Source organism: Priestia sp. 179-F W1.4 NHS, from assembly GCF_045369295.1.
In the GTDB taxonomy this organism is placed as follows: Bacteria; Bacillota; Bacilli; order Bacillales; family Bacillaceae_H; genus Priestia; species Priestia zanthoxyli.
Genome location: NZ_JBIQFF010000002.1, coordinates 835,181 through 860,710 on the forward strand (window position 1 = coordinate 835,181; position 25,530 = coordinate 860,710).

The window sequence follows — 25,530 nt, forward strand, 5'->3', positions numbered from 1 at the left end:
TTTACTGACCTCCTGTTGCAAATGTCATAATTTTTTCTTGAGTTGCTTCTTCACTTGTCAGTTCACCTGTTATCTTTCCTTCATGCACAACCAAAATGCGATCACTCATGCCGAGTACTTCCGGAAGCTCTGAAGACACCATGATAATAGCCACGCCTCTGTCTGTCAGTTCATTCATAAGCTGATAAATTTCACGCTTCGCCCCGACGTCAACTCCTCGAGTTGGTTCATCTAAAATTAGCACTTTTGGTCCAATGCCAATCCACTTGGCAATAACTACTTTTTGCTGATTTCCTCCCGATAAATTAGCCGCACTCGTCTCAGACGACTCGGTTTTGATCGTTAAACGTTTAATAAGCAAATCTACAAATTGCTGCTCGCTTTTTTGTTCAATAAAGCCTTTTGGCGAAAAGCTGAATAGACTTGGAAGTGCAATATTTTCTCGAATAGAAAAATCCAGAACGAGCCCTTCTGTTTTACGATCTTCTGTAATGAACCCGAGACCTAATTTAATGGCTTGGTCTGGCTTTGTGATACTGACCCGTTTGCCATTTAAGATAATTTCGCCTTTTTCTAACGGATCAAGCCCGAAGATAGCGCGCATAATTTCGGTTCTTCCAGCTCCCATTAGCCCCGCAACGCCGACAATTTCTCCTGATCGCACTGAAAAATGAACGTCTTGAAACACACCTTTTCTCTCCAAGCCTTTTGCTTCAAAAACAACGTCTCCCTTAGGAGATGTCCTAGCAGGAAATCGATCCGTTAGCTCTCTTCCTACCATTTTGCGAACAACATCATCGAAGCTGGTTTCTGGAATCGGCTTTTTGTCTACCGTCTGTCCGTCACGCATGACCGTAATGGAATCACAAATAGCGAAAATCTCTTCCATACGATGTGAAATATAGACAATCGATACACCTTGTTTTCGCAGCGCATTAATTACGTCAAATAACTTTTGAATTTCTCTTTCAGTAAGCGCTGCGGTCGGCTCATCCATGATAATCACTTTTGCATTCGTCATCAGCGCTTTGGCTATCTCAATCATTTGCTGCTGTCCGACAGAACAAAGTCCTGCTTCTTGATCAAGAGGAATGGTGACAGCTAATTTTTCAAACTGCTTCTTTGCTAACGCTTTCATTTCTTTTGTTTTTAAAAAACCTAAAGGTGTTTTTAATTCTTTGCCGATAAATAAGTTTTCAAGCACCGTCATTTCAGGCCAAACGTTCAGCTCTTGATGAATAAAGGTAATTCCGTTTTGTTCTGCTTCTTTTGGGTTTTGAAAATACGTCTCTTTGCCATCAATCAGAATCTGTCCTTCATCTTTTTTATGAAGGCCGGTTAAAATATTCATCAGCGTAGATTTCCCTGCTCCGTTTTCCCCCATTAGTGCGTGAACTTCACCTTCATGTAATTCAAAATCCACGCCCCTTAGTACACGGTTTGCTCCAAAGGCTTTATGAATCCCTCTCATTGCAATATGCATGCTGTTCACCTCTTTTAAAAAATAACTCCCGCTTGTAAAATACAGTTTGCATAAGGAGTTGCTTCTCCTGTACGAATCACAACTTTCGCTTTGCTTGTCAACATTTTCAATTGTTCATGCGATACTTCTTCTACTAAGATGTTTTGCTTTTCCATCAACTCGTAAGCCTTTTGATTTCTTTCTTTCATTTCAGAAGCAATCACTATTTTTTCTGTAGCCATATCTTCTAACACAGCTACTACTACATCTTCAAAGCTAGGCACTCCTAGCTTTAAAGATAAATCAATTTTAGGCACGTCACTCGGAACAGGTAACCCTGCATCTGCAATGACAATAGTGTCTGTATGACCTAGATCTGTTAGTATTTTCGTAATATGACTGTTAATCATTCCGTGACGTTTCATTTACAGACTCTCCTCCACTTCTTTTCGAGTCGGCATGCCGCCTTGCGCACCAAATTTAGTGACGGATAGCGAAGCTGCGCGATTAGCAAACTGAATTCCTTTTTCAAAACCCATTCCTTCCGCAAGTGCCACAGCAAGCGCTGCGTTAAACGTATCTCCTGCTCCTGTTGTATCAATCGTTTCTACTTGATAAGAAGGAACCAATACTTCTTTCTCGCCGTTAAAATAGCGTACACCTTGTTTTCCTTCTGTAATAAACAATTTATTTGGATACTGTTTTAATACTTCTTCTTTTTCTTTTCCTTCAAATAAAAGCGCTGCTTCATGTTCATTTGGAGTGATGTAAGAAACTTGTTCAATCACTTCTGCTTTTAATGGTCTTGCAGGCGCTGGATTTAATAAAAGCGGTACTTTAAGTTCCTGACAAAGCTGAGCAACATATTCAACCGTTTCTTCTGGAATTTCTTGCTGAATAAGTACGATATCCGCTTCTTTAATTTTTTCTTTTGCTTTTTCTACGTAGTCTGGAGTAATATAATCGTTTGCTCCTTTAACAACTACAATGCTGTTGTCTCCTTCAGCGAGTATAATGTGAGCTGTTCCGCTATCTGAACCTGTAACCGGTTTCACATTTTCCACAGATACACCGTTTGATTTGAAATTCTCCAGGATTGCTTTTCCGTAATGATCTTCGCCCACACATCCAATCATACTCACATCCGCTCCAAGCCGGGCTGCTGCAACAGCTTGGTTCGCTCCTTTTCCTCCCGGAACGGTTTTAAATGATTCTCCTAACACTGTTTCTCCAGCTCCAGGACGAATATTTGATGTTACTACTAAATCCATTGATGAACTTCCAATCACAGTTACTTTAGCCATGTTCCTCAACCTTTCGTGTCGTATTTCGTTCAATAAACGTAACGGGTAGTTGTACTTGCTTTTGAATTAAAGGTTCTTTCTTAATGCATTTCATTAACAGACCTGCTGCTTGCTTGCCCATTTCATAAGCAGGCTGACGAATTGTAGACAGGGCTGGAAATGAAAAGCGGCTTTGCGGAATATCATCAAAACCAATCACTTGAAGATCATCAGGCACGCTTTTCTCTAATCGAAACGCCTCATGTAAAACAGCTGTGGCTACAATGTCATTACTTGCGATAATCCCGTCTGTTTCAGGGTACTTTTGAAAGATTTCCTTTGCCCATTTCTGCGCATCGTCAAATGCTAGAGAATTTGTATTTAATACGTAAAAGTCTGCATCAGACTGACTCAAGACAGAAAGAGAGCCTTGAAAACGTTCCTGAGCAGGCTTTACATTTACTGGACCTTTGATAAGAGTAATTCTTTTACTTCCTCTTTTGATTATTTCTTCTGCAGCGATTTTCCCGCCTTCAAAACCATCAGCATAAACGGATGGATACTGATCAGAACTTCTATCTAAAAACACGACGGGAAATGTAAGACCTTCATATAGTTTCTGAGCTAAACTTGTTGTTGCCGTAATCATTCCTACTACATGATTTTGCGTAAACGTTTGGAGATATGTCAATTCTTTCTCTAACTGCTCATCACTATTGCCAAGAATTAAACGAAATCCATGGCTATGTACTTCATCTTCTATTCCTCGTGCGAGCTGAGGGAAAAAAGGGTTTGTAATGTCTGGAAGCAATAGACCAATCAAACGTGATTCACGTGTATAAAGCGAACGGGCTACTTCGTTAGGGCTGTAGTTTAATTTTTGAATTGTATTCATTACTCGCACACGCGTGTCTTCTTTTACATACCCTGTACTGTTTAAAACACGCGAAACGGTCGCAACGGACACGCCTGCTTCTTTTGCTACATCACGAATTGTTACCACTTTATTTCCCTCCCTCCATATATGTAACCGTTTACACAAATGATATCATGGAAAAGTGAAGTTGACAATCTTTTTATCAAAAAAAAATCACTCCATTAAGAAGTGATGTTTCTTTCATTAGATATTAGCGTCTAGTTTCTTAAATAATTTCAAAAATTGCTCTTGATCTTTCGGCTCATAGCAAGAAAAGAAATGAGCAATCATCTTTTGCACAATTTCATTTGCTTCTTCAATCACTTGTTCACCTTTAGCAGTTAACTCAATGTTTACCTTACGGCGATCCTCTTTAGAGTGATAGCGTGAAACTAACTCTAAGTCTATTAAACGAGTAATAACAGGAGTGATCGCACTAGGCTTTACGCGCATCTCCTCTGCCAGCTTGGTTACTCCAATATGACTGCATTTACCGATAATTAATAAGATATGATATTGAAAAGGCGTAATCCCTTGTGAAAGTAACCTTTCTTTTATCTCTGTCATTACCTTTTTGTTAAGGGATATCGAAATTCTCTGGACCTCTTCAATAAATGTGAGCTGTTCCATGTTTTGACGTCCCCTTTCTTATAATCAGGGAGTCGATGTTAACATGTCAGCCCCCTGCTGCACTCCAAGCGAAACCTAACCTGGGGAGAGCGGCTGGTTTCGCGGAATGCTTATAACCTATTTTCTATCTGTTTTATTCCGTACTATTATAATAGAAGAAACTCATTCATTATCGTTTTTCTTAAACGATCTTAAAGCCTTACGAAAAGCGTCATCATTCATAACGTCACGTTCTTCTTTTGTAAAAACCGTGTCGTCTTTTTCGCCTTCTCTAAACTTTTGCAGCACTTGACGATACATATCATCGTTCATGACATCTTTTTCTCTCTTATGTCTAGATGTTCTTGTTTCCGTCTTCGCCTGCGGCTCTTTTGGCTCTTCTTTTGGTGTTTCTTTTGGTGCTGCAGGTTTTTCTTCTGCTACTTTTTTCTCTTCTACTTTTGGCTCTTTAGGAGCATTTGAAGCAGCCGCTTCTTTTTTAGGTGGAACTGTACGCTGGCGCTTAGAAGATGATGCTTTAGCATTCATTGTAATAATTAGTACAACCAGAATCACAGCTACAACGATCAGTAAAATACCTAACATACTGTCACCTACTGTCCTTGTGTCATTCGTTTAGTCACTTGAACAACACGTTCTCCTAACGCTTTACCTAGCGCTTGGTCGTTCTCTGTTAATAATTCGTCACCTTCGATTGGACAAGTAATTCCCACACCGTAATAAGTACCGTACAGCGCATTTTCTGGAATGTTACCTGGTAAGCCAGCGATAACCATTCCTTGGTGAAGCATTGGTGTAATTAAATTTAAAAGCGTTGCTTCTAAGCCACCGTGCGTTGTAGCTGTTGTACAGAACACCGCACCTACTTTATCAATTAATTTACCTTCTGCCCATAAATAACCTAATTTATCAATCCACGTTTTTAACCCTGAACTGATTGTTCCAAAATGCCCTGGGCAGCCCCAAATAATAGCATCCATTTCAGGCAGTTCACGTACATCTGCTTCTTCGACATGCTTTACATATACAGTTGCTTCTCCAGACAGCTCAGCGCCAGAAGCAATCGCTTTTGCTAATGCCTCTGTATGTCCGCCTTCACTATCATATACGATACAAATTTTCATCCTTTATCCCTCCGTTGCTTATGAGTTCATATCTTTTGGTGCCGGTAACATACGAATATCGTCTGTTGTTTCTTTTTCTGTCTCTTCTACTTCTACCACTGGATCTTTACGAACATCACGTAGGAAGAAACTTAAAATCAATCCAATAATGGCAATGATAACTGTCCAGTAAAACGCGTCGTTAATTCCTTGTACAGTTGCTTGCGCTTGAACTTTTCCAGCTAATGTTGTTAAAGCTTGTTTTTGCGCTTCTGTTTGAGAAAGGTGAAGCGTTTGAGCAATCTTTTGCACAAATACCTGGAAGTTATTCATAAAGAATGGATCAGATGTAGTCATTGAACTGCTCATTTCATTCACATGATATGTTGTGCGATTTGTAAAGATTGTAGTCATTAAACTGATACCGATTGAACCACTCACCTGACGAAGCGTGTTCGACATAGATGTACCGTGGCTGCTTAATTTTGCCGGCAGCTGATTTAAACCAGCTGTCATAATTGGCATCATTAATAATGACATACCGAATGCACGGATCATATAAATAATAACAATATGACTAAACGGTGTTTCAAGCGTTAATTTTGTAAATTCAAATGTTGTCACAACCGTAATCAACATCCCGACAATCCCTAGTGGACGCGGTCCTAATTTATCAAACAGCGTACCAGAAATCGGTGACATAACTAGCATAACAAGTGCACCAGGCAAGATTAATAAGCCTGAGTCAAACGCTGAATAGCCACGGATGTTTTGCAAATAAATCGGTAATAAGAACATACCAGCATACATGCTGATTGTAATGGCAATACTGATGATATTAGATAATGAGAAAATATTGTATTTAAATACTCTCACATCAAGTAATGGACTTTTAAGTCGAAGCTGCTGTACAACAAAGATGATTAATAAGACAATACCGCCGATCATCGTTGATAATACAACTGAATCCGTCCAGCCATCGTTTCCAGCTTCACTGAAGCCGTATAGAAGTAAAGCCATACCTGCAAGAGATGTAAACACAGAAATTAGATCTACTTTTACATTTTGAGGCGGTTTAATATCTTTTAATTTAAAAGCTGCAATAATAAGTACGAGTGCACCTAGTGGCACCATTCCCGTAAATAAAATGTGCCAGTCATAGTTTTGAATAACCCATCCTGAAAGCGTCGGTCCAATTGCCGGAGCGAACATCATGGCTAAACCAAAGATACCCATTCCTTTTCCGCGCATATGAGGAGGGAAAATAAATACGATAATGGTCATAACTAGAGGTGCTAGCACTCCGCCCCCGACTGCTTGAACCAGACGTCCAATTAGCATAATTGAGAAAGTCGGCGCGATTCCGCAGACAAGCGCTCCAATTGTAAAGCAGGCCATCGCAAATAAGAATAAGCGACGAACGCCAAAACGTTCAATTAAATAGGCTGATAATGGAATAAGTGCACCATTTACAAGCATATATCCTGTAAGCAACCACTGTGCGGTATTAGCCGTAACGCCAAACTCTGTAATCAGATGCGGAATCGCAACATTTAGCAGCGTTTGGTTTAAAATTGCTAAGAACAATCCAAGCATAAGTACGACTAGTAGCGGGATATGCTTTTTAACTGAGCTTTCCTCTGGTTGTATCGTGTTTGCTGACATCAGTTCCTTCCTCCTTTCTTCTCTTCTTAATCATGTACGTTCTTAGTTTTTAGAGATTTTAACTTCTGCGTTCATACCTGGTAGTACGTTTTCAGAGTAGTTAGAAATAGAGATTTTAACAGGAACTGTTTGTGATACTTTCGTATAGTTGCCGTCTGAATTAGAGCTTGGCATTAATGAGAAAATTGAGTTTGTTGCATAACCGATTTCTTCTACTTTTCCATCGATTGTTGTTTTAGTATCTCCGTCAACTGTTACATCAACGTCATCGCCAGCTTCAATATCTTTTAATTTGTCTTCTTTAATGTTTGCAATGATGAATAAGTTATTCATATCTACTTCGCTAGCAATTTGTTGACCAGCTTGAACCATTTGATTTTCTTTTACCTGTGTTTTGATGATTTTACCATCCTCTGGTACTGTAACTGTTTTTTCTCCATCTTCTGATTGGATTTTAGCTACCTCATCGTCTTTTGAAACATCTTTACCTTCTTCAATATTCCAGCTTGCTACTTTACCTGCCGCTGGCGCTACTACTGTATAAAGATCGCCCGATACTTTTGCATTGTCTGTGGATACATAATTAGATTTTTGAATATAATAGTATCCTCCACCAATAATTAAAGCTAATACTACAATAATTCCGATAAAGTTCATTAAAATTAAACGCCCTCTTGACATTTATTTTACCTCCTTAATATTTCATTCAGTTAAGTATTACGCTAGATAACTTTATCACAAAGATATTTAGTTGTAAATAACTTTGATTTTAATTTATTTTTAAAACTAAACATTTATGTTTCATAAAGTTTTCCCGACTGAATACTTTACTACATCTTTAACTGAAATACAACTTAAAAGTTTTGGTTTCTTTACAAGTACTTTACTTTACTTTAAAGTTAGATATATAAGCATAGGGTTATACACAAAAACAGCTCCTTTTTTTGGAACAGACTCCCTATATACATAAACCACAATAGGTAACTAGCAGCAATTGTTTAACACCTATAATGATAAAGAAAAGGTGATTATGATGGATCAGCAGTTAATAGATAAACTAGAAAAACTTGACCAAGTTAAAACCTCATTATTTGAACTCAAGCGAAAGCTCTTGGAAGATAAAATCAGTGAGCAGCCCTATAATTTGACCATTACAAAATTTTTAATTCTAAAATTCATTGGAATCAGCTCTAAACGTATGGTAGCCGAAATTTCTTCAAATCTAAAGCTAACCTCTGGGGCTACTACCATTTTATTAAATCAATTAGAAGATGATGCACTCATTAAGCGCGTACGTGACCAAAAAGACCGCCGAATTGTATGGATATCCTTAACGGAGGCTGGCGAAACATTAGTGAACTATGTAATTGAGCAGCGAAATTTATTTTGGCAAGACATGCTTTTTGCTCTAACTCCTGAAGAACAGGATGAGTACCTCCGCATGCTTGAGAAAATGGAAAAACGAATTAGACAAACGGTAGATCGTTAATGATAAAAAGCGTGTGTCCATTTATTTTATGGACACACGCTTTTTATGACCCACTACCATTGAAGGCTTTAGAAACCTTTTTGCTTTCTGCCTTTAAAATTCAGGATTGTTCTTTAAAAATCCCCTCCAAGCCTGTGCTGTAGCTTTCTCAATTTCTTCTTTAGAAGCATGAAGCCTTTTAGCGCTGTCTCCATAGCAAATTTCGATTTTGCCTTTTTTCAGTTCTTCAAATATTGAATCAGCAAAGTCATCAAGCGGTGCTCCAAATGTATGAAGTCCCGGTCCTCCTAAATCCGTGTTCACGGCTGGAGGAAGAATTTCTATCACTTCGGTATTTGTTTCTTCTACTTGATGTCTTAAACTAATCGTAAACGACCTTAACGCCGCTTTTGTTGCGCTGTAAATTGGCACCCATGCTCCAGGTGTTAAAGACAGCCCCGACGTTACGTTAATAACCGCAGCACGTTCTTGTTGAACGAAATGAGGAATCAATAGCGAAGTTAAATGAATAGGAGCACTTACATTACTCATTAGTTCTTTTTCGTAATACTGCCACTCTTCGTGCATGTGTAAAAGATTTACGCGCTGCTGAATGCCTGCATTATTCACAATAACATTTAATTTCGGGAACCTTTCAGTCGCCCATTTTACCAGCTCTACTCTGCTTTCTTCTATTGATACGTCGCACACTTTTGTATGTAACGAAGGGAATCTTTCTTTTGCTTCTTGCAGCTTTGATTCCCTTCTTCCACAAATAATAACTTCATTTCCTTCCTTTAAAAAACGTTCTGCAAGCGCCAATCCAATTCCAGACGCTCCGCCCGTAATTAAAATAGTGTTTCCTAACATTTTCATTACTTTTCCTCCTCGTTCAACCATCACATTTCCTAATTAATAAACAAAGCGCTACTGCATGAATGACAATAGCGCTTTGTTTATTATTTATCTTACAAGACGTTTTAGTCTTAATTTAACATTAAAAATCAAAGTTATCTGGATCTGGACCTACGCGATGATTTTGATTTAATGCGTTAATTTTTTCAACTTCTTCTACATTTAATTCAAAATCAAATACGTCTGCATTTTGGATAATACGATGTTCTTTTGTTGACTTAGGAATCGTTACTACTTCGTTTTGTAAGTCCCAACGTAAGATAACTTGAGCAGTTGATTTTCCGTGCTTTTCAGCAATTTGAGTTAACACTTCGTTATCAAGCAGCTCACCTTGTGCAAGCGGTGACCATGCTTCCACTTGGATTCCTTGTTTTTTGCAGTATTCACGCACTTCTGTTTGTGTTAAAAGTGGATGAAATTCGATTTGGTTTACCATCGGCTTAACTTCTGCATCTGCAATTAAGTCTTCTAGATGATGCACTTGGAAATTCGATACGCCGATTGCACGAATCTTCCCGTCTTTATAAAGCTTTTCAAGTGCTTTCCACGTATCTTTGTACTTACCTTCAACCGGCCAGTGAATTAAGTATAAATCTAAATATTCAAGACCTAGCTTGTTTAAGCTTGTTTCAAACGCTTGAAGAGTTGTGTCATATCCTTGATCTGCATTCCACACTTTTGATGTAACAAATAGTTCTTCGCGAGAAACACCTGATTCTTTAATCGCTTGTCCCACGCCTTCTTCATTTTCATAAATTTTAGCCGTATCAATGCTTTTGTATCCAGCTTTGATTGCATATTTAACTGAATCTACCACTTCTTGACCATCTTCTACTTTATAAACACCTAAACCTAACCACGGCATTTTAACGCCGTTTGCTAAGGTCGTTGTTGACTGTAAGTTTTCCATGTTGCTGTTCATCCCCTTTTTTACTGTTGAATTATTCGTAAAGAGTAATTGCTTGTGAAATTTGTTCTGCGCACTGTTTAACAAGTGCAGCATGTTCTTCGTCTTTCTCTTCTGAAATACGAACGGATGGACCTGATAAAGCAATAGCTGCCATTATTTTTCCTTTTCTGAAAATAGGGGCTGCAATACAGCGAACGCCAGGCTCCCGTTCTTCATCATCGACAGCATATCCTCTTTCCTTACTTAAAGCTAAGTCAGCTTCCAGCTCGTCCAGCTCGGTGATCGTTCGATCTGTATAAGCTTCAAGCGAAAGTTCGTGAAGAATAGATTTTTGCACGCTGTCCTCTTGATAAGCAAGAATACACTTTCCAATAGCATTTGCATGAAGCGGCTTTTTATTTCCTACTTCGGAATGCGTACGAGTGCTATATTGCCCGTTCACCACCTGAGTTGTAACCATCTGTTTATGATGGAGAATTCCCGCGTAAATGGTCTCATTGGTCTCTTCACTCAGCTTCTGCATAGCTGGAACAGAGAGCCAATTCATTTCATAGTTCGTATGCATCGTATTTTGTACGAGTGCCAGCACCAGTTGTGGTGAAACCGTATAGCGGTTAGACGGGTTTCTTACAATAAATCCGTTTTGTTCAAGTGTGCTCACAAGACGATACATCGTACTCTTATTAAAACCAAGCGCTTCCATCATTTCCGGAATAGTCATATTCGGACGGTTTAAAAGCAAAGAGAAGATATCTAATCCTTTTTTTAAAGTTCCAACCTCGGACATGCCCTTCTTCCTCCTTTTATCCGAACAACAATTTTATTATAAAACAAAGCTCTTTATCGTATCAAATAAGGAAACTAAACTAAGTTATTTTCCCTATATAAGAGAATACATAACGTAATTGTTCTTCTTAATCTATTCCACTGTTTTTTCTATTTAAACATAAAAAAAGTCGTAACAATAGAATTTTTTTACAGTTTTTTAAAGTTAACTTTGCTTTTCATTCGTTAACTTCTTCAAATCGCTTCAGCTGCTCCAGCTGATTTTCCTTTTTCATAATTTCTTTCTGACGCTCGCCTAGTAAATCGAAATGAGGATAGCCGGATCGATTATCAATATACTTAGCGGGAATACCATACTTTTCTCCCCACTTAATCAGCTTATTTAAGTCACTGCAACCTACTTTTGTTACGGTAGTTGCGTGTGGAAAACGCTCATCGAGCCAGTAATGAGTTAAAAATGCGATCTCTCCTCGCTTAACAGCTGCTTTCCATGCGTTTAGTTCCGGACGTTTGATTCCAAATGCCATTATTTCACCTTTTCTCTTTTATATAAGTAGTCACATTGTTTGTTTACTATAAAGAAAAAATATCATTCATATAGAAATCTTTCATAATATCTTGTCTATTTATAACCATCTCTAAATAATAGCTTATTTTCTCAACCTGTTTCCTCTCTAAGCATTATTGTGTGCTTATGATTTTATCATCATCTTCTTTTCTTTTTCAAAAGATCAAACAAACAAATAATGTTTAAATAATAAAGAAAAGCCTTATATATATAAGAGACTAAGGATTAATTTCAACATTTCTTTTGCGAATGATTTTTCCTTTGTATTAAATGTTGTTCTTTTTTTATTATGTCAGTATGCATTTATTACGAACCTTCAGTATATTAAAAAACCTACACAGTTACCATTCTCACAAAAAGACAGAATTTACTTTTTATTCCGAAAATAATATAATTCAAGTGATATGAAGCTTTTCGCTTCATCTATTTATTATCAAAGGGGGAATTCCGCTTGGCGATGAATGAAAATTCTTTAAAGAAGGTAAACAATGCTTCTTCCTCTCCTGATTACACAGAAATTGTACAGTCTGCTTCATTTCAAAAGCTTTTGAAACAAAAACGCAATTTTATTTTACCGCTCTCTCTGTTTTTTCTTGCTTTTTATTTTACCTTGCCTATTTTAACGGCTTACACAACCGTCTTAAACAAACCAGCTTTTGCTTCTATGACTTGGGCGTGGGTATTTGCTTTTGCACAGTTTGTGATGACTTGGGCCCTATGCATTTTATACACAAAAAGAGCCTCGAAATTTGATGAACTTGTTGACACGATAAAAAAAGAAGCTGCAAATTGAATAGGGGGTTAAATGAATGAACGTACTAGCTTTCTCACTTTTTTTAGCTATTGTAGGTCTTACGCTAATCATTACGTATACGGCATCCAAGCGGACAAAAACGACCAGTGACTTTTATACAGCAGATGGAAGTTTAACCGGCTGGCAAAACGGCATGGCGATTGCCGGAGATTATATGTCTGCTGCGTCATTTTTAGGCATAGCTGGAATGGTAGCGCTTTCTGGATTTGACGGTTTTTTTTACAGCATCGGCTTTTTAGTTGCCTATCTCGTCGTGTTATACATTGTAGCTGAACCACTTCGCAACTTAGGAAAGTACACGATGGCAGATATGATAGCAGCTCGTTTTAACGAAAAGAAAGTGCGGGGAGTTGCCGCATTAAACACGATCACCATTTCTATTTTTTATATGATTGCGCAGCTTGTTGGAGCAGGAGCATTAATTCATTTATTACTTGGTCTAGATTACGTGTATTCTGTCTTGATTGTCGGCGTGTTGATGACGGTTTACGTTGTATTTGGAGGCATGACGGCGACCAGCTGGGTGCAGATTGTCAAAGCCTTGCTTCTGATGATTGGTACGTTCATTATTTCCATTATTGTATTTTCAAAATTTGATTTTAGCTTTGCTAAAATGTTTTCTGAGATGAAAACCGCAACTCCTCTTGGCGACGGATTTTTAAATCCAGGAAATAAATTCAAAAATCCGCTGGACATGATTTCGTTGAATTTAGCTCTTGTTCTTGGTACAGCAGGCCTTCCTCATATCCTTATTCGTTTCTTTACAGTAAAAGATGCCATCACCGCACGAAAGTCTGTTATTTATGCAACGTGGATCATTGGCGTTTTTTACATTATGACAATCTTTTTAGGGTTCGGTGCTGCTGCATTCGTAGGGTACGATGATATTATCAAAGCAAATGCAGCAGGAAACATGGCAGCTCCCCTGCTCGCTCAAGTTCTTGGCGGAGACTTTCTCTTTGCGTTTGTCTCAGCTGTAGCTTTTGCTACGATTTTAGCTGTTGTAGCTGGGCTGGTGCTCTCAGCAGCTTCAGCATTCGCTCACGACTTTTATAGTCATATTCTCCGTAAAGGGGCTGCAACTGAAAAAGAACAGGTAGTGGCTGCACGATGGGCTTCTATTGGGGTATCCATTCTATCTATTATTCTTGCATTATTTGCTCAAAACATGAACGTAGCATTTTTAGTTGCACTTGCATTTGCCGTAGCAGCGAGCGCTAACTTGCCAATTATTCTTCTTACTATTTTTTGGAAACGTTTTAATACAGCAGGAGCAGTCACTGGCATGCTGGTTGGACTATTCAGCTCACTGTTTTTAGTTGCCATTAGTCCAAACGTGTGGGCACCTGAGCCTGGAGCTGCTATCTTTGTAGGTGAGCCGCTCATCACATTAACAAACCCTGGTATTATCTCCATTCCTCTAGGCTTCTTAGCTGCTTTTATAGGAACACTTCTTTCGTCTAAAAAAGCAGACGAAAAGAAATTTGATGAGATTTTAGTAAAAGCAAATACAGGTATGGGAATCGAAGAGCCTGTCAAACATTAATGCCAAAAAGCCTTGAAGCAGGTTGCTTCAAGGCTTTTTACTAGAATAAATCTTCTTGTAAGCCAATAGCGGCAATTTGTTCATTTCTAAACTTTACAGCTAACATATGCTCTTCTTCCCACGTACATTCAAAAAACAAACCAACTTCTCTTGTATCATGGGGTGCTTCAGGAACAAAGATTTGAATACACTCAACTAAAAAACCGATGTCTTTTCGCTTTTTTACATTCGGAACTAATAAGTCTACCACGTCTTTTTCAACTTGAGTTCTGTATTCATCTCGCACCTGTTGATAATAATCAAAAAGAGCTTTTTCCGTCCTCTTTAACAATAATTCGCTTTGAAGCCAAAATGCTTGAAAAGCCTCTTCTTGCCGTTTTTGAAATGGCTTCTCTTTATCTCCATCAATTGTCAGCAACACATGTTGTTGTTGTCCAAAGAAAGTGACCTGTTTTTCTCCAACCCAGGCCGAGTCATATAACAAAGATCCAAAAAGTGGATGATGTACTCGTAATGTTTGATTCATTGCATACCTGACCCTCTCAAAAAGTGGATTTCTGCTTGCATTGGCGTATAATAAATGGTGCTTGAAACAAACTTCTAAACTTATTCTATGTTACCATATTTTTTACAGAAAGGAGTGCCACAATGTGTGAATACAATTAAATCTTTATACCCTTACTTAAAACCTTACAAATGGCTCGCGCTGTTTGCCCCGCTATTGATGGTCATTGAAGTGTTAGCTGACCTTCTTCAGCCTACTATTATGCAGCATATCATTGATTATGGCATTGCAAACAACAATCAAACATATGTTATCACCCGAAGTATCCTTATGCTTATGTTAGCAATCATTGGCTTAGCTGCTGGTATCGTCTGCGCCATCCTTAGCACAAAAGCAGCAGTAAATTTTTCTACCGATATTCGAAAATCGCTTTTTGAAAAGATTGAAAACCTCTCAAACAGTAACAGAGATAAACTAGGGACTGGTCACTTAATCACTGTCATGACAAATGATGTAACGAGTGTTCAAAACGCATTGAATATGACGCTAAAAGTATTAGTTAGAGGACCTTTACTTTTTGCAGGAAGTATTGTGATCGTGTTATTAACCGCTCGTTCTTTGTTTCCTATTATCGTCGTGGTCGTCCCTATTTTATTTTTATGCATTTGGTTTGTGATCACGAAAGCCGGAAAACTTTTCAAAAAAGTTCAGCGAAGCGTTGATCGTGTAAACACAAAAGTCCAAGAAAATTTATCAGGGATGCGCGTAGTAAAAGCGTATGTAAGAGAATCATATGAAATCAATCAGTTTAAAGAAGCAAACAGCTCCTTGACGCAAGCTAATATGAGTGCTGTTCAGCTTATTTCGCTTTTAATGCCCGTTATTTTATTTGTAGTAAATATCGGCATGGTAGCTACTCTATGGCTGGGTGGACTTCAAGTTGAAGCAGGAAAAATTGAAGCAGGTGTGATTTTAGCTTTTATTAATTACTTAACGATTATTTTAAACGGACTTATGTCAAGCAGCATGGTGCTGATGCAAATTACACGTGCATTCCCTTCAGCTGAACGAATCGATTCTGTTTTAAAAACAAAAATAGACATTCTTCCAGCAAACTCTGCTGCTCAAATCAACAGGCTTAAAGGTGATCTATCGTTTCAAAACGTTACATACAGCTACAGTAAAAATGGAGAAAACGTATTAAAAGATATTTCATTTACTGCTAAACACGGGGAAACTATTGGCATTATCGGCTCTACTGGAAGCGGAAAATCGACGCTTGCAAAACTTATTTCGCGCTTATATGATCCTGATGGCGGCGAAATTTTTGTAGATGGAAAAAACCTGACAAACTATGACGTAAAAGAGCTTCGCTCATCCATTGGGTTTATTCCTCAAAAAGCTACGCTGTTTACCGGAACGATTGATATGAATATTCGAATGGGAAACGATCATGCTTCTTCCTCAGAAATTGAAGATGCTGCAGCTTTTGCATGCGCAACGGAGTTTATTGAAAAACTCCCAGAAAAATATGAGTATCCTTTAACGCGAGGAGCAACCAACTTATCAGGAGGGCAAAAGCAGCGTCTTTCAATCGCGCGTGCATTTGTTAGAAAGCCTGCTATATTGGTCATTGATGATGCAACTTCCGCGTTGGATGCTGTCTCAGAAGCGCAGGTACTAACACATTTAAAAGAAGAGTTTTCCGATGCGACCGTCATTATTATTGCGTCTAAAATTTCGTCTCTTCTTCACGCTGATCATATTATCGTCATGGATGAAGGCAAAATTGCTGAACAAGGGACTCATGAAGAATTGCTTCGTCACCACTCTCTTTATTACGACATTTATCTAGCACAAGGCGGAAAAGAGGTGTTGCCTAGTGAATAATCAAGGTAAAAATCAAATGAGCTCTATTCGCGGCCCTAGAGGCATGATGAAGGGTCCTGTAGTGAAGCCAAAGAATGCGAAAAAAACACTATATAGAATCTGGTCATATATGGGAAAACGAAAGCCTCCGCTTGTGGCTGCGATCATCTTAGTTATTGTGACTTCCCTGCTTAATTTATTGGGCCCTTATTTAATTGGGGTTATTATTGACCAGCATATTATTCCCAAAGATATCAGCGGAACGATACGAATGTCACTCACTCTTGCAGGAATTTACATTACGACATCTTTGTTAACATGGCTGCAAACCTATTTAATGGTAAACGTTTCGTTTACGACCATCGGAATGCTCCGCCAAGATTTATTTGCAAAGCTTCAAACTCTCTCTCTTCGCTTTTTTGATAAGCGAGCTCACGGAGAGTTAATGAGCCGGGTTACGAATGATATTGATAACCTGAATAACGCTCTGAGTCAAAGCGTTATTCAGGCTCTGTCCTCTATTTTATCTCTAGTCGGTATTACCATTGCGATGTTCTCGCTCAACTGGATTCTTGCCATTATCACACTGATTGTTATTCCATTAATGGTTATAATCGTTCGACAAATATTAAAACGAAGCAGTGAAAATTTTGTCAAACGCCAAAAAGACTTAGGTGAGCTAAACGGCTTTGTAGAAGAAGCAATCTCTGGAGGAGAAGTTGTTACGCTTTTTAGTAAGGAAAAAGATTTTTTAACTGTTTTTAATGAACGAAATGAACAGCTGAGAAGTTCAGCAACAAAAGCAGAAACATTTTCAGGCTTTTTAGGTCCTGTCACAAACTTTATTAACAACTTAGGCTTAGCACTAGTGATTGGAGCAGGAGCATTTATGGCTGTTCAAGGTAGCGTTACAGTTGGAATGATCGCTTCATTTGTTAACTACTCACGTCAGTTCTCTCGCCCAATCAGTCAAATGGCAAACTTAGTAAACACTATTCTTTCGGCTATTGCCGGCGCAGAGCGCGTGTTTGCGATTATGGATGAGCAGCCGGACGTCACAAACAAGCCAAACGCTCTTTCTGTTACAAAATTTGCAGGAGACGTTGCTTTTGAGAACGTATCATTTGGCTATACTGACGAAAAAATGATTTTAAAAAATGTTACACTTACAGCAAAAAAAGGTGAAATGGTTGCTTTGGTCGGTCCTACAGGTTCTGGTAAAACAACAATCATTAACTTGCTCACACGATTTTATGACATCGCAAACGGAGACATTAAAATTGACGGCCGTTCCATCAGTGACTATAACATCCATGATTTACGAAATCGAATTGGCATTGTTCTTCAGGATACCTATTTATTTTCCGGTACGATTGCGGATAACATTCGATTCGGCCGGTTAGATGCCAGCGATGAAGAAGTGAAAAGCGCAGCAAAAATGGCAAATGCTCATTCTTTTATCAAGCACCTGCCGCAGCAATACGATACCGTGATTTCAGCCGGTGGAGGAAATTTAAGTGAAGGTCAAAAGCAACTCTTATCGATTGCCCGAGCCATGCTCTCTGACTGTGATATTTTAATTTTAGACGAAGCTACTTCCAATATTGATACAAAAACAGAAATTGATATTCAAAAAGGAATGAGTAATCTATTAAAAGGAAAAACAAGCTTTGTAATTGCCCACCGCCTCAAAACGATTGAAAATGCAAATCAAATTCTTGTCTTAAAAGACGGACAGATTATTGAAAAAGGAAATCATCACGAGCTATTAGAGAAACAAGGTTTTTACCACAAGCTCTATACGCAGCAGTTTACGATTTAAAAGAGGCTGGAACATAACTTAACCCAATCCAATCTAAAGACGAGAAAACGAACTATTGATCAATAGTTCGTTTTTTACTTCAACTAAAATACTTTTGTCTCAAGCTCTTTTTCGCTCTATCATTTATCTATCACAGCTACAATTTTCCCTTTTACTCGACGAGTCGCCAGTTCATCTAAAGCTGCCGGCACTTCGTCTAGTGAAATGACTTTTTCCACAAGAGCATTCAGCTTATTTTCTTGTAAAAGCAAAAGCATTTTATTTCCCATCTCCGCAAGTTTTTGCTGTTCTTTTACGTTGTTAGACTGATGTACGCTTCCTAATGCAACTTGATGAAACGATAGTGGATGCGCAAACGAAATCGCATCATTTACATTAGGAGGTCCTGCGATAAATGCAATTTGACCATTAAAAGCAAGAGCCTTTACCGACTCGTCTGCATTGTTACGCCCGACTGTATCCAAGACTAAATCTACACCGAGTCCATCGGTAAGCTCCAGCACTTTTTTCACAAAATCTTCTTTACGGTAGTCGATTGCATAGTCAGCACCTAAACTTTTTACAAACTCATGATTGGCAGAAGATGCGGTTGTAAGCACTGTAAGACCTGCATTTTTAGCAAGCTGAATGGCAAACCCTCCAACCCCTCCAGCACCTGCGTGAATTAAAATCGTTTGTCCTTTTGAAGCGTTCATTTTGTGAAACAATGCTTGATATGCTGTATACCCCGCACATGGAATAGCTGCAGCGTCTTCAAATGAAACTCCTTGTGGAATAAGGGAAACCGTATGAGCTGTTGTCACTCCGTACTGTGCAAACCCGCCTTTTTTTGATAAATCGCTATGATATACAACGCGGTCTCCGATTTTGACAGTTGTGACTTCTTCTCCCACTTCCTCGACAACGCCAGCTGAATCAAGTCCTAATACGTGAGGGTATGTCCAACTGGGATTACCGCCGTTTCCTGTTTTATAATCTACAGGGTTCAAGGCAGTAGCTTTAATTTTAACTAAAATTTCACCTTTAGCTGGATGCGGCTTTTGGATATTTCCGACTTTCATCTCACTTACTTTCCCTTTGCCTTCTAGCAGTAAAGCTTTCATCAAGATCTCCCCTTTTACATTTCTTCCTTCAATTAAAAGTTCTTTTTCAGTATAATAAATACATGTTGTTTACAAAAGACGGCACTTTCATGTAACCAGGTACCTTCCCGGTAACCTAGGTCTATGGATATTAAATTATTATATCCATATTTCATATCTGTTTATGAATGGAGGATTAGCGGTGAAAGCACCCCACTATAATGTACCTGTTGAAGCAACACTTGAAGTAATCGGCGGGAAATGGAAAGTCGTTATTTTATGCCTCTTAAAAGAAGACGAAAAACGTTTTAGCGAACTTCAGCGAGCTATGCCTGCTATTACTAAAAAAATGCTGTCTCAACAGCTAAAAGAATTAGAAAAAGACGGTGTAGTTAATAGAAAAGTATACAATGAAGTTCCTCCTAAAGTAGAGTACTCACTCAGTGAAGAAGGCGAAACCTTACGAGAAATTTTAAATATGATGTGCGCATGGGGAGATAGAAGAATGGGAAACACCCCAAATTGCAGCTAAGTTCTCCTAGCAGCTTTGTTAAAATAACCGAATAGCTGCTGGGAAGAGCTATTCGGTTGTTTTATCTATTTCCCTACTCTTTCTTATGAGTCGCCCTTGTGTAAGAACATCTGACAACACTATAGAATTCTTTCGCATTTTCATATATGATGATGTCGAACGATGCAGCCAGAATTGTCGAAATAAAACTCAAGAATGATAGGTGATTCAATGATGCAATTAGGTTTAGATTTATCTCAAAAACAACTATTAAAATTGGCCATGACACCTGAATTACGTCAGTCTATCAACATTTTAAATTATTCTACGGCCGATTTAGTTCATTATCTTCATGAGCAAGTCAATGAAAATCCTGTAATTAAACTGTCTGCTGGCGATTCTCAGCAAAAAAATTCATTTAACACTCGAGAACAGCGTTCATATTCAAAAGGTCACACCGATGACGAGTATAATCCGTTTAATTATATATCCGATCAAACTGTGACATTAGAGAGCCATTTATTAGAGCAGCTGTCTATGCTAAATCATTTACACTCACAGCAAAAACACATCGTTCAATTTCTAATTGGAAACTTAAATAAAAACGGCTTTTTAGCAATTGAACCAAAATTGGCAGCCGAACTGCTTAACGTTTCAATTGACGAAGTCAACGATATGATTCACGTTTTACAAAGCTTTGATCCAATCGGAGTGGGCGCTCAAAACTTTGTCGATTCACTGCTTATTCAAATTAAGGCCAAAAAGTCAAAGCCTCCTCTTTTATATGATGTGGTGAAACACGATATTGAAGATATTGCTAACAAAAAATATCGGAACATTTCAAAAAAATACTCTATTTCAATGCGCGAAGTACAAGAAATTGTTGACTGCTTGCGGACATTGAATCCTCGTCCAGCAGGAGATTTCTATGTTCCGCTTACGAAGTACATTTCGCCTGATGTAACGGTACAAAAAATAGACGGCCGCTATCATGTTATTCTTCATAGCGAGCTGCTTCCGCCCATCGAGATTAACAGCACCTACCAAAAACTGGTTCATCACTCTGCATGCGTAACAACCGATCGATACGTACAGGAAAAAATCCATGAAGCTACTTGGCTAATTAATAGTATTGAGCAGCGTAATGCGACGATTTACAATGTGTCTAAAGCCATTGTAGAACATCAGCAAGATTTTTTTGAAATGGGTATTTCGGGGCTAAAGCCGCTTACCTTAAAAGATATTGCTCAAAAAGTAGACTGTCACGAATCAACGGTAAGCCGTGCAACTAACGGAAAGTATATTCAAACGCCGCGCGGACTGTTTGAACTAAAATACTTTTTCACTAATTCTTTAGAGAGAACCGATGGCGAACAAAGCAATTCTACCGCCTTTATAAAAGAGAAAATTAAAACATTAATTGCCGAAGAAAATAAATTAAAACCTCTTTCAGATCAAAAGCTCATGTCTCTTCTTTCCAGCGAAGGAATTCAAATTTCAAGGAGAACAGTAGCTAAATACCGTGAAGAAGCTGGAATTGAAAGTTCTTCTAAGCGGCGACGATTTTAATATTATTTATTCTAAATTACAGCTTTATCACTACTAAAAAGAACCCGTTGAACAAAAATCAACGGGTTCTTTTTATCGGTTTCCAATAAATAAAAGCCATATGATATTGATACGTATATTCATATGTGTCATTTATTTTCTTTACATGCTGTAAAATAATCTTCTCAGTTTCTAATTTGTCAACATCTTTCGAAAGCAGCTTTGTCGAGTTCTTCTTGATGAGATCTTCGTACGTCTCATACGTTACCGTTTTGGTTATAGGAACTAGCTTACAATCTGCGTAAATACCAAGTTCATATAAAATATTTAGTAAGTCAATATATTCCTTACGACGCCATTTAATCTCGTACCCAAGTTTTCTATGTAACTCTACGTAATGAGGCTTTTCTGGACCCGCTGACATGCCAATAACCGCCAAACGATTAGCCGAATCATTCATATTTAAGAGACCATCGACAATGTTATGCATACGGTAAAAACAGTTTATTCCTACTACCACGTCATAGTTATCTGTTAGACGCTCATACTCCCATTTACCTTCTATGAACTTTAGATTAGAGCGGGCATTTGATTGTTTTTGTAAGTAGCGGATGATGCTTGGCGAACAATCCATACACGTAAGTTCTTTTACATAATCCGCAATTGAAAACGTATAATTTCCCCACCCAGGGCCAATTTCCATGACAGAGTCACTTGGATTCAAAAAAGCAAGAAGTTCTTGCTGAAGCTGTTTCACTACAGGATCGTTTTCTGAATCAAAAGACATTTTTTCTAGATATTGCTGCCAAAATTCATCTTCCGCTTTGTCATTTATCATCCGTTCCGATATTGAACCGTCCCATTCTTTCAGCCCTTCCTGCCACTTTTTCACACGATCACTTTCATACACCGCAAATTTTGTAAGCTGCATGCATTCACATTCCCCTCTTTTACACGTAAACCTATACTAACATAAAGAAAAAGAGAGTTCCTTTTTAAACTGGAACTCTCTTTTTCTATTAGTTAAATTAGGCTGCTGCCTCTTCCTCTGTGTGATGCTTCTCTTTTCTGGCATTGATATAAAACATTATCAATGAAAGAGTGATGAAGATTGCTGCAAAGATTCCAAGTACGCCAGCCTGATGCCATACATAGCCGAAATCATCACCAATTGAAATAATTTCACGGAAACCGCGAATTGCATAGGTCATAGGCAAGTATGGATTGATTGCCTGGAAGAATTCTGGCACAAGTGCTTTAGGGAATGTACCTGCACTGCCGCCAATTTGAAGCAGCAGAATAATAAAGGCTAAATACTGCCCTACTTTTCCTAACCCTGTTGTTAAGAACAAGATCAGTGTAAAGAACGTTACACCTGTAATCATGGTAAAGATATAGAAGTGCCAAATGCTTGTTACGTTTAAATGCAAGCCCCAAAGAAGAGCTGTAACAGCAATCGCTGCTTGCAGCATACCTACAATAGTGATGACACTAAACTTACTTAAGAACCACGAAATACCTGATGTCGGTCGAATTGATGGCTCTTTCATTGGGTACACCGCTGAAAACATTAATGTTCCCGCAAACAAGCCAATACATAAGATGTATGGAGCTAATCCGACACCGTACTTATCTACGTTATTTTGTTTATCTGATTTTAAATCCGTTGGATTTGAAAACATGCTGTATGTTTTATCATCTGCTTTAACATCTTTTGCATCTTTTGCACCGTCCGCTAAAGATGAATGAAGCTCGCTTGTTCCATCTGATAATTTAGATGAACCGTCATATAGTTTGGATGAACCATTTGTTAACTCTTTAGAACCATTTGCTAATTTGGTTGCCCCGTTTTCTAGCTGCGTTAAACCATTTGCTAGCGCTGCGCTTCCTTGTTCAGATTTTTTAAGTCCATCCACAAGTTGCTGCTGTCCGTCAGCAAGCTTTCCAGCTCCTGTATGAGCGTCAGCTATACCGCTGTTTAGCTCTGCAAATTTGCTGTTGAACTGCTTTTCACCGTCTGCTAGTTTAACAGCACCGTTATATAATTGAGTTTGACCATTGTATAACTGAGTCTGTGCGTTGTATAACTGAGTTTGACCATTGTACAACTGATTTTGACCGTCAGCAATTTTATTAATGGCGCTTTGAATATCTTCTCCGCCTTTAGACAGCTTTTGAAGCGCTGCTGATAACTCTTGCACTTTATCTACTTTTGCTTTTAGCTGCTCTGCTTTTTGCTGCTGTTCATCCATAAACTGCTGAGACGTTAGCTTTTTAATTCCTGCAATCAGCGTTTGTTTTTGCTCATCGGGAATAGATTCGTTGCTGTTAATGCTGTCAATGAGAGCTTGCTGCTGCTGTTCAAACTCCGCCTTTTTTGAGTCTACCTGCTGTTTAATCTGAGTGATTTCCTGTTCCGCTTGATTAATTTGCTGCGTAACATTGCTCACTTCAGCATCTACTTGATTTAAGCCGCTTGTGAACTGCGGTAGTTTCCCTTGAAGTGTTTTTGTTCCTTCATTAAGTTGCTTTGTAGCATCTTGGAGTTTTTTGGTCCCACCTTGCAGTTTTTCAGTTCCGTCTTGTAGTTTTCCCAACCCAGTGCTAAGCTTTCCTGCACCTGTTTCAAGTTCTTTAGAAGCCGCATAAAGCTGTCCGCTTCCACTTTCTAGCTTCCCTAAACCGCTGTTTAGGCTGCCTAAGTTTTCATTAATTGTGTCCGCACCGTTTAGTAGCTTAGCTGCACCGGCATTTAGATCAGTTGCTCCTTTTCGTGCATCTGCTAATCCATTTGCCAATTTAGCTGTACCGTCTTCAAACGTAACCGTGCTGTCTGCTAGTTTCTTCATGTTATCTCGCAGCGTTTTCGAGCCATCTTCTAGCTCTCCTGCACCGTCACTTGCTTTTTGAAGACCGTCCGCTACTTGCTTAAAGCTGTCAAATACCGTTTCAGCATACTGCTTTGTGACTGCTTCTTTAATCTGATCATTGATTTTAGCTACTGCATTTGAGCTAATTTGAGCGCCTGAATAGTTCTTTCCGGCATTTGTATGGTAGATAAATTTCATTTTTTTAGGATTCTCATCCATTAATGTTGTTGCATTTTTAGAGAAATTCTTTGGAATTTCTAAAACTAGATAGTAGTCTTCGTTCTTTAAGCCTTCTAACGCTTTTTCTTTGTTCGTAAATTTCCAGTCAAATTTATCGTTTTTCTTTAAATCATCAACAAAATCACGACCGACATTCAATTTCTTTCCATCTAACGTAGCACCTTTATCTTCATTTACCACTGCAACTGGAATTTGATCTGTTTTTCCATATGGATCCCAGTAAGCAGATAAAAAGATGACATTATAAAGTAATGGAACAAATAACAATCCGCAAATCACAACAATAGTCATTGGTTTGGAAAAGATTTTTTTCCATTCTCCTTTAATCATATTCATGTTTTTTAGCCTCCAATAATCCTTACTTCCGCCTGACTGTTTGACCGAAAAACATTTTCGGTCATGAAGTTCTGATTAATGTTACCATATTCACAAGAATAAGGTCAATCGTTATTCTGTAATTAAAAGCTGATTTTAGCAGAAAGTTTAAAATCAGCTTTTTAAGATAACGTTCACACTAAATATCAGGCTTAAATCATGAGTTTCATTCGTATCGTTCTTAATAAATGCCCGTCAAATTCATCATCAAATTCATCCACAAGCTGGAAACCTTTTGATTGATAAAATGCACGGCCTATTCCGTTTTCTCTTTCTACGTTAATGTAAACGATTTTTAATTCCTTCGAGCGCTTCATTCCTTTTTCTAACAATTGCGAACCGATTCCTTTTCCTTGATAAGCAGGAAGTATATAGATAGATCCTAGTTCTATTTCCCCTCTGTTTTGTAGTCGGAAAAAGTTAGCGTATCCTACGATTTTCTCATCAATAGTTGCTACATAAATGAACGAATTACGCAAGCGCCACAGCAGCCTTTTATTGGAGTATGCTTCTGAAAGAAACCGATTCTGAACGCTTCTAGGAATAATTCCTTCATATGTATCATACCAACTCATCTTTGCGACGTATTGAACAGACGTAATATCTTCTTTTCTCATTTTGCGAATGATTACCTCCACTCAC

The 25,530-nt window shown here is 38.4% G+C and carries 25 protein-coding genes; 7 read left to right on the top strand and 18 right to left on the bottom strand.

Annotation, left to right across the window (positions count from 1 at the left end; genetic code table 11):
- Position 1 precedes the first annotated feature (1 nt).
- The 9 genes from ACH0CI_RS14710 to ACH0CI_RS14750 form a co-directional block, all read right to left on the bottom strand.
- Positions 2-1,483 (bottom strand): sugar ABC transporter ATP-binding protein, encoded by a 1,482-nt coding sequence (locus ACH0CI_RS14710; RefSeq protein WP_028412185.1) that lies wholly within the window; start codon positions 1,481-1,483, stop codon positions 2-4.
- A gap of 14 nt (positions 1,484-1,497) precedes the next feature.
- Positions 1,498-1,887: a D-ribose pyranase gene (rbsD, locus tag ACH0CI_RS14715; RefSeq protein WP_013055631.1), complete on the bottom strand. Its 390-nt coding sequence runs from the start codon at positions 1,885-1,887 to the stop codon at positions 1,498-1,500.
- On the bottom strand, positions 1,888-2,766 hold the full coding sequence (gene rbsK / locus ACH0CI_RS14720) for a ribokinase (protein WP_154973498.1): 879 nt from the start codon (positions 2,764-2,766) through the stop codon (positions 1,888-1,890).
- Positions 2,759-3,748, bottom strand: coding sequence for a LacI family DNA-binding transcriptional regulator (locus ACH0CI_RS14725; protein ID WP_049163042.1), 990 nt, complete (start codon positions 3,746-3,748; stop codon positions 2,759-2,761). The genes rbsK and ACH0CI_RS14725 overlap by 8 nt, the downstream gene beginning before the upstream one ends.
- A 117-nt stretch (positions 3,749-3,865) precedes the next feature.
- Positions 3,866-4,291 carry a MarR family winged helix-turn-helix transcriptional regulator gene (locus ACH0CI_RS14730; protein WP_028412182.1) on the bottom strand — a complete coding sequence of 142 codons (426 nt, stop codon included), beginning with the start codon at positions 4,289-4,291 and terminating at the stop codon, positions 3,866-3,868.
- A gap of 162 nt (positions 4,292-4,453) precedes the next feature.
- Positions 4,454-4,876: a hypothetical protein gene (locus ACH0CI_RS14735; protein WP_071276653.1), complete on the bottom strand. Its 423-nt coding sequence runs from the start codon at positions 4,874-4,876 to the stop codon at positions 4,454-4,456.
- Between the two features lie 8 nt (positions 4,877-4,884).
- Positions 4,885-5,415: an NAD(P)H-dependent oxidoreductase gene (locus ACH0CI_RS14740; protein WP_014461382.1), complete on the bottom strand. Its 531-nt coding sequence runs from the start codon at positions 5,413-5,415 to the stop codon at positions 4,885-4,887.
- Positions 5,416-5,433: 18 nt separating this feature from the next.
- Positions 5,434-7,059, bottom strand: coding sequence for a DHA2 family efflux MFS transporter permease subunit (locus ACH0CI_RS14745; RefSeq protein WP_028412180.1), 1,626 nt, complete (start codon positions 7,057-7,059; stop codon positions 5,434-5,436).
- A gap of 42 nt (positions 7,060-7,101) precedes the next feature.
- Positions 7,102-7,740, bottom strand: a complete 639-nt coding sequence (locus ACH0CI_RS14750) for a biotin/lipoyl-containing protein (protein ID WP_028412179.1) — start codon at positions 7,738-7,740, stop codon at positions 7,102-7,104.
- 352 nt (positions 7,741-8,092) lie between these two features.
- On the opposite strand from ACH0CI_RS14750, the gene ACH0CI_RS14755 reads away from it, so the two are divergent.
- A complete protein-coding gene (locus ACH0CI_RS14755) occupies positions 8,093-8,548 on the top strand; it encodes a MarR family winged helix-turn-helix transcriptional regulator (protein ID WP_025749716.1) in 456 nt (151 codons plus the stop codon).
- Positions 8,549-8,641: 93 nt separating this feature from the next.
- On the opposite strand, the gene ACH0CI_RS14760 is transcribed toward ACH0CI_RS14755, so the two are convergent.
- The 4 genes from ACH0CI_RS14760 to ACH0CI_RS14775 form a co-directional block, all read right to left on the bottom strand.
- Positions 8,642-9,403, bottom strand: coding sequence for an SDR family oxidoreductase (locus ACH0CI_RS14760; protein WP_335708468.1), 762 nt, complete (start codon positions 9,401-9,403; stop codon positions 8,642-8,644).
- Between the two features lie 121 nt (positions 9,404-9,524).
- A complete protein-coding gene (locus tag ACH0CI_RS14765) occupies positions 9,525-10,352 on the bottom strand; it encodes an aldo/keto reductase (protein WP_335708469.1) in 828 nt (275 codons plus the stop codon).
- A 31-nt stretch (positions 10,353-10,383) separates the two neighbouring features.
- A complete protein-coding gene (locus ACH0CI_RS14770) occupies positions 10,384-11,139 on the bottom strand; it encodes an IclR family transcriptional regulator (protein ID WP_028412172.1) in 756 nt (251 codons plus the stop codon).
- A gap of 217 nt (positions 11,140-11,356) precedes the next feature.
- Positions 11,357-11,665, bottom strand: a complete 309-nt coding sequence (locus ACH0CI_RS14775) for a hypothetical protein (RefSeq protein WP_034269656.1) — start codon at positions 11,663-11,665, stop codon at positions 11,357-11,359.
- A 498-nt stretch (positions 11,666-12,163) separates the two neighbouring features.
- Here ACH0CI_RS14775 and ACH0CI_RS14780 point away from each other — a divergent pair, with 498 nt between their 5' ends.
- Together ACH0CI_RS14780 and ACH0CI_RS14785 are read left to right on the top strand one after the other, a co-directional pair.
- Positions 12,164-12,499 carry a DUF485 domain-containing protein gene (locus ACH0CI_RS14780; RefSeq protein WP_033579473.1) on the top strand — a complete coding sequence of 112 codons (336 nt, stop codon included), beginning with the start codon at positions 12,164-12,166 and terminating at the stop codon, positions 12,497-12,499.
- Between the two features lie 16 nt (positions 12,500-12,515).
- Positions 12,516-14,066 (top strand): solute symporter family protein, encoded by a 1,551-nt coding sequence (locus tag ACH0CI_RS14785; RefSeq protein ID WP_335708456.1) that lies wholly within the window; start codon positions 12,516-12,518, stop codon positions 14,064-14,066.
- Positions 14,067-14,106: 40 nt separating this feature from the next.
- On the opposite strand, the gene ACH0CI_RS14790 is transcribed toward ACH0CI_RS14785, so the two are convergent.
- Complete coding sequence (locus tag ACH0CI_RS14790) at positions 14,107-14,592, bottom strand: DUF6985 domain-containing protein (RefSeq protein ID WP_028412168.1); 486 nt, start codon at positions 14,590-14,592, stop codon at positions 14,107-14,109.
- 126 nt (positions 14,593-14,718) lie between these two features.
- On the opposite strand from ACH0CI_RS14790, the gene ACH0CI_RS14795 reads away from it, so the two are divergent.
- Together ACH0CI_RS14795 and ACH0CI_RS14800 are read left to right on the top strand one after the other, a co-directional pair.
- Positions 14,719-16,461, top strand: coding sequence for an ABC transporter ATP-binding protein (locus ACH0CI_RS14795; protein WP_406901730.1), 1,743 nt, complete (start codon positions 14,719-14,721; stop codon positions 16,459-16,461).
- A gap of 16 nt (positions 16,462-16,477) precedes the next feature.
- Positions 16,478-18,262: an ABC transporter ATP-binding protein gene (locus tag ACH0CI_RS14800; RefSeq protein ID WP_335708130.1), complete on the top strand. Its 1,785-nt coding sequence runs from the start codon at positions 16,478-16,480 to the stop codon at positions 18,260-18,262.
- A 119-nt stretch (positions 18,263-18,381) separates the two neighbouring features.
- Here the strand turns inward: ACH0CI_RS14800 and ACH0CI_RS14805 are convergent, their stop codons facing one another.
- Positions 18,382-19,365, bottom strand: a complete 984-nt coding sequence (locus ACH0CI_RS14805) for a zinc-binding dehydrogenase (protein WP_033578159.1) — start codon at positions 19,363-19,365, stop codon at positions 18,382-18,384.
- A gap of 163 nt (positions 19,366-19,528) precedes the next feature.
- Here ACH0CI_RS14805 and ACH0CI_RS14810 point away from each other — a divergent pair, with 163 nt between their 5' ends.
- Positions 19,529-19,876, top strand: coding sequence for a winged helix-turn-helix transcriptional regulator (locus ACH0CI_RS14810; RefSeq protein ID WP_406901731.1), 348 nt, complete (start codon positions 19,529-19,531; stop codon positions 19,874-19,876).
- 213 nt (positions 19,877-20,089) lie between these two features.
- The gene (gene rpoN / locus ACH0CI_RS14815) at positions 20,090-21,424 is read left to right on the top strand and encodes an RNA polymerase factor sigma-54 (protein WP_406901732.1); all 1,335 of its coding nucleotides are present in this window, start codon (positions 20,090-20,092) and stop codon (positions 21,422-21,424) included.
- 58 nt (positions 21,425-21,482) lie between these two features.
- On the opposite strand, the gene ACH0CI_RS14820 is transcribed toward rpoN, so the two are convergent.
- The 3 genes from ACH0CI_RS14820 to ACH0CI_RS14830 all read right to left on the bottom strand — a co-directional run bounded on the left by ACH0CI_RS14820 (position 21,483) and on the right by ACH0CI_RS14830 (position 25,526).
- Positions 21,483-22,334, bottom strand: a complete 852-nt coding sequence (locus tag ACH0CI_RS14820; RefSeq protein WP_028412163.1) for a class I SAM-dependent methyltransferase — start codon at positions 22,332-22,334, stop codon at positions 21,483-21,485.
- A gap of 97 nt (positions 22,335-22,431) precedes the next feature.
- Positions 22,432-24,849 carry a YhgE/Pip domain-containing protein gene (locus ACH0CI_RS14825; protein ID WP_034269637.1) on the bottom strand — a complete coding sequence of 806 codons (2,418 nt, stop codon included), beginning with the start codon at positions 24,847-24,849 and terminating at the stop codon, positions 22,432-22,434.
- Between the two features lie 191 nt (positions 24,850-25,040).
- Positions 25,041-25,526 carry a GNAT family N-acetyltransferase gene (locus tag ACH0CI_RS14830; RefSeq protein ID WP_080754381.1) on the bottom strand — a complete coding sequence of 162 codons (486 nt, stop codon included), beginning with the start codon at positions 25,524-25,526 and terminating at the stop codon, positions 25,041-25,043.
- Between the last annotated feature and the right edge of the window lie 4 nt (positions 25,527-25,530).

Coding starts and splice junctions, on each gene's coding strand:
- ACH0CI_RS14765 (WP_335708469.1), bottom strand. CDS start 10,352: ATGGAAAACTTACAGTCAACAACGACCTTAGCAAACGGCGTTAAAATG.
- ACH0CI_RS14800 (WP_335708130.1), top strand. CDS start 16,478: ATGAGCTCTATTCGCGGCCCTAGAGGCATGATGAAGGGTCCTGTAGTG.
- ACH0CI_RS14810 (WP_406901731.1), top strand. CDS start 19,529: ATGAATGGAGGATTAGCGGTGAAAGCACCCCACTATAATGTACCTGTT.
- ACH0CI_RS14750 (WP_028412179.1), bottom strand. CDS start 7,740: ATGTCAAGAGGGCGTTTAATTTTAATGAACTTTATCGGAATTATTGTA.
- ACH0CI_RS14780 (WP_033579473.1), top strand. CDS start 12,164: ATGAATGAAAATTCTTTAAAGAAGGTAAACAATGCTTCTTCCTCTCCT.
- ACH0CI_RS14790 (WP_028412168.1), bottom strand. CDS start 14,592: ATGAATCAAACATTACGAGTACATCATCCACTTTTTGGATCTTTGTTA.
- ACH0CI_RS14755 (WP_025749716.1), top strand. CDS start 8,093: ATGGATCAGCAGTTAATAGATAAACTAGAAAAACTTGACCAAGTTAAA.
- rbsD (WP_013055631.1), bottom strand. CDS start 1,887: ATGAAACGTCACGGAATGATTAACAGTCATATTACGAAAATACTAACA.
- ACH0CI_RS14805 (WP_033578159.1), bottom strand. CDS start 19,365: ATGAAAGCTTTACTGCTAGAAGGCAAAGGGAAAGTAAGTGAGATGAAA.
- rbsK (WP_154973498.1), bottom strand. CDS start 2,766: ATGGCTAAAGTAACTGTGATTGGAAGTTCATCAATGGATTTAGTAGTA.
- ACH0CI_RS14760 (WP_335708468.1), bottom strand. CDS start 9,403: ATGAAAATGTTAGGAAACACTATTTTAATTACGGGCGGAGCGTCTGGA.
- ACH0CI_RS14820 (WP_028412163.1), bottom strand. CDS start 22,334: ATGCAGCTTACAAAATTTGCGGTGTATGAAAGTGATCGTGTGAAAAAG.
- ACH0CI_RS14730 (WP_028412182.1), bottom strand. CDS start 4,291: ATGGAACAGCTCACATTTATTGAAGAGGTCCAGAGAATTTCGATATCC.
- ACH0CI_RS14740 (WP_014461382.1), bottom strand. CDS start 5,415: ATGAAAATTTGTATCGTATATGATAGTGAAGGCGGACATACAGAGGCA.
- ACH0CI_RS14745 (WP_028412180.1), bottom strand. CDS start 7,059: ATGTCAGCAAACACGATACAACCAGAGGAAAGCTCAGTTAAAAAGCAT.
- ACH0CI_RS14775 (WP_034269656.1), bottom strand. CDS start 11,665: ATGGCATTTGGAATCAAACGTCCGGAACTAAACGCATGGAAAGCAGCT.
- ACH0CI_RS14825 (WP_034269637.1), bottom strand. CDS start 24,849: ATGAATATGATTAAAGGAGAATGGAAAAAAATCTTTTCCAAACCAATG.
- rpoN (WP_406901732.1), top strand. CDS start 20,090: ATGCAATTAGGTTTAGATTTATCTCAAAAACAACTATTAAAATTGGCC.
- ACH0CI_RS14735 (WP_071276653.1), bottom strand. CDS start 4,876: ATGTTAGGTATTTTACTGATCGTTGTAGCTGTGATTCTGGTTGTACTA.
- ACH0CI_RS14770 (WP_028412172.1), bottom strand. CDS start 11,139: ATGTCCGAGGTTGGAACTTTAAAAAAAGGATTAGATATCTTCTCTTTG.
- ACH0CI_RS14710 (WP_028412185.1), bottom strand. CDS start 1,483: ATGCATATTGCAATGAGAGGGATTCATAAAGCCTTTGGAGCAAACCGT.
- ACH0CI_RS14785 (WP_335708456.1), top strand. CDS start 12,516: ATGAACGTACTAGCTTTCTCACTTTTTTTAGCTATTGTAGGTCTTACG.